Here is a 3,524-nt window from a genome sequence, read left to right on the forward strand (position 1 = left end):
GCGAGACGGTCTGGCCCCGGCCGGTGAGGCGACCCGGCCGGGCCGGGGTGGATCAGGGCGCTGCGACCAGCCCCGGGGTGGTGCCGATCTTGCTGACCGTTTCGGTGACTTCGGGTGAGGTGGAGCCATCGAAGGTGGTGTCGCCGCTGTAGACGGCGATGATGTAGTTGGCGCCGAGGGGGAGGGTGCTGGTGGTGAAGGTCGCTTCGCCGGTGGTTGATCCCGCTGTGGCGGTGACGGATACGGCGGTGCCGAGGTCGGTGTAGGGGCCGCCCGTGGTGGTGGCCGATTGGAAGGTGACGGTGCCGCCCATGGTGACGTTCGACGGGACGGTGGTGCCCGCGGTGACGGTGGCGGTCAGGGTCACCGTCGCGCCGTGGGCCGCCGGTGAGGGGGCCGCGGTCACGGCGGTGGTGGTGGTCGTGGTGATCTGTTCGGTGATTTCGGGTGCGGTGGAGGCGTTGAAGTACGTGTCGCCGCTGTAGACGGCGATGATGTAGTTGGCGCCGAGGGGGAGAGTGCTGGTGGTGAAGGCCGCTGTTCCGGTGGTCGATCCCGCCGTGCTGCTGACGGACACGGCGGTGCCGAGGTCGGTGTACGGGCCGCCCGCGGTGGTGGCCGACTGGAAGGTGACGGTGCCGCCCATGGTCATGCCCGTCGGAACCGGGCTGCTCGCGGTGACGGTGGCGGTCAGGGTCACCGTCGCGCCGTGGGCCGCCGGCGAGGGGGCCGCGACCACGGCGGTCGTGGTGGGCGTGGTGACCTGCTCGAAGGCGTCGGTGGAAGTCGAGCCGTCGAAGTTGGGGTCCCCGCTGTAGACGGCGTGAATGTAGTAGTCACCGAGCGGTAGCGGGGCGCCCGGGGTGTTGACCGCGAGGACCGCCGTTCCGGTGGACGATCCCGCTGTGCTGGTCACCGCCGCCGGACTACCGGTCAGCGGCGTGTAGGTCCCACCCGAGGTGGGGGCCCACTCGAAGGCGACGGTGCCGCCCATGGTGGTGCCCGGAGGTACCGGGCTTTGCGCGGTGATGGTGGCCGTGAGGTTGAGCGTCTGGCCGTAGCTCGGATCTCCGGCCACGTCGAGCGCGGTGAGGGTGTTGGGCATCTCTTTCCCCATCCAGAATTGGATCCCGATCGAGTCGCCGGCTCCGGCCCCGGGCCTGCGCCCCGGTGCCACTCCGCCACGACACGACAGCCGGCCGAGTCGACGTGGTGGTTCGCGGCAAACGGGATTCGACACGCAGTGTCCGAGCCGGTCTGTTGCCCATGCTAGTTCGGCCGTCACCGGCGGTCTTGGAGTCTTTCTTCACCTGTTGCGAGCATGTCCACAGTGGACATGCTGCCGGATTGCGACCGGATCAGACCAGGGGGGAGGAGGTTTGCGGCGGTGTGGCGGCAGGGCGGGTGTCGGCGCGTTTCACCGACTCCAGCAGCACCTGTGAGACGTCGCGGACCACCACACCGGCAGCCTGGTTCTCGCTTTGCCGCTGCACCAGGCCGTCGGTCAGCATCACCTTGCAGAACGGGCAGCCGGTGACGACCGTGCCCGCTTCGGTGGCGATGGCCTCGTCGATGCGTTCGGCGTTGATGCGCTTGCCGATCTTCTCTTCCATCCACATGCGGGCACCGCCCGCGCCGCAGCAGAGCGCTCGGTCCGCGTGCCGTGGCATCTCGGTGAGCGTCGCGCCGGTGGCCCGCACCAGCTCCCGGGGCGGTTCGTAGACCTTGTTGTGCCGCCCCAGATAGCAGGGATCGTGGTAGGTGAGGGGCCGGCCGGTGACCGGGCCGACGCCGTTGACGGTGGTGCCGTCCACGGGGGCGATGGGCACCAGTTTGCGTTCCCGCACCAGCCGGTTCAGCAACTGCGTGTGGTGGACGACCTCGTAGTGCCCGTCCAGTTGCGGATATTCACGGCCGAGCGTGTTGAGGCAGTGCGGGCAGGTGGTGACGATCTTGCGGCGGCCGGGTTCGCGGCCCTCGAAGACCGCGTCGAGTGTTTCCCGGGTTTCCTGGGCCAGCATCTGGAACAGGAACTCGTTGCCGGAACGGCGCGCCGGGTCACCCGTGCAGGTCTCGCCGGTGCCCAGGACCGCGAAGCGGACCCCGGCGCTGTGCAGCAGCTCGGCGGTGGCACGGATGGTCTTGCGCGCGTTGTCGTCGAACGCGCCGGCGCACCCGATCCAGAACAGGTACTCGACGCCGGAGTCCAGCGCGCCGTCGCAGACGGGTACTTCGAAATCGAGGTCCTTGGCCCAGTCGAGCCGTTCGGAGTTGTTCTGCCCCCAGGGGTTTCCCTTGTTCTCCAGATTCCGGAACAGGGTGCCGAGTTCGGTCGGGAACGCCGATTCGATCAGCACCTGGTGGCGCCGCAGGTCGACGATGTGGTCGACGTGCTCGATGTCGACCGGGCACTGCTCGACGCAGGCGCCGCACGTGGTGCACGACCACAGCACGTCCGGTTCGATCACGCCGCCCTCGCTCCTCGGGCCGACGAGAGGCCGTTGCGGGCGGTCTTCGACGTCCTTGCCGCCGAGCAGGTACGGCGCCGTGTCGAACAGATGGTCCCGCAGGTCCATGACGACCATCTTGGGGGAGAGCGGTTTCCCGGTGTTCCACGCGGGGCACTGGCTCTGGCAGCGGCCGCACTCGGTGCACGTGGCGAAATCGAGCATGCCCTTCCACGTGAAGTCTTCGATCTTCCCGCGGCCGAAGATCGCGTCGTCGTCGGCCTCTTCGAAGTCGATCGGTTTGCCGCCGGACTCCATCGGCGCCAGCGGGCCGAGCGCGTCCGGCAGCCGCTTCACGGTCACGTTCACCGGTGCCAGGAAGATGTGCAGGTGCTTGGAGTTCAGCACGATGTTGAGGAACACCAGCATCACGCCGATGTGCAGCAGCAGCCCGACGGTTTCGAGCACGCTCAGCACGTTCGGGCCCAGCGGTGCGAGCAGGTGGCCGAGGCCGATCGAGACCCAGGCGCCCGAGGAGTACGGGAAGGTGCCCGCCGCCGCGGACGCGCCCCGGAACAGGAACATCGTCCAGACCACGTTGAAGATCATGAACAGGATGAGCCAGGCACCGCCGAGGTGCGAGCCGTAGAACCGGGATGCCCGGTCCCGCCGCTGGGGGGCCTGCCGGAGACGGATGACGGTGAAGGTGGCCAGCGAGACGACCACGGCGACGGCGATGAAGTCCTGCGCGAAGCCGAGTACGGACCAGTGACCGACCCACCAGATGGCGAACCGTTCGCTGAACAGGCTTCCGTACGCCTCGAGATAGACCGTGGCGAGAATGACGAATCCCCAGAAGGTGAAGAAATGCGCCGCGCCGGGGAGGGACCATTTGAGGAGTTTGCGCTGGCCGAACACTTCGGCCAGATGAGTCCGCACCCGGCGGCCGAGGTGTTCGGTGCGGCCCTGGAGGGGCTGGCCGGAGCCGATCAGCCGGGCGAGCCAGACCGCCCTCCGCAGGGCGAAGGCCAGTGCGACGACGGTGATGGCGATGCCCAGGATCAGCCGAACGAGCAC

At 68.5% G+C, this 3,524-nt stretch carries 2 protein-coding genes; both read right to left on the reverse strand.

What is annotated here, in order from left to right; genetic code table 11:
- Nucleotides 1–52: 52 nt before the first annotated feature.
- Nucleotides 53–1,105, reverse strand: coding sequence for an Ig-like domain-containing protein (locus FNH05_RS34675; protein WP_186382888.1), 1,053 nt, complete (start codon nucleotides 1,103–1,105; stop codon nucleotides 53–55).
- A gap of 253 nt (nucleotides 1,106–1,358) precedes the next feature.
- Nucleotides 1,359–3,524, reverse strand: a 2,166-nt coding sequence (locus FNH05_RS34680) for a (Fe-S)-binding protein (RefSeq protein WP_246128126.1), incomplete at its 5' end; no start/stop codon positions are given.

The organism is Amycolatopsis rhizosphaerae, from assembly GCF_007713715.1.
In the GTDB taxonomy this organism is placed as follows: Bacteria; Actinomycetota; Actinomycetes; order Mycobacteriales; family Pseudonocardiaceae; genus Amycolatopsis_E; species Amycolatopsis_E rhizosphaerae.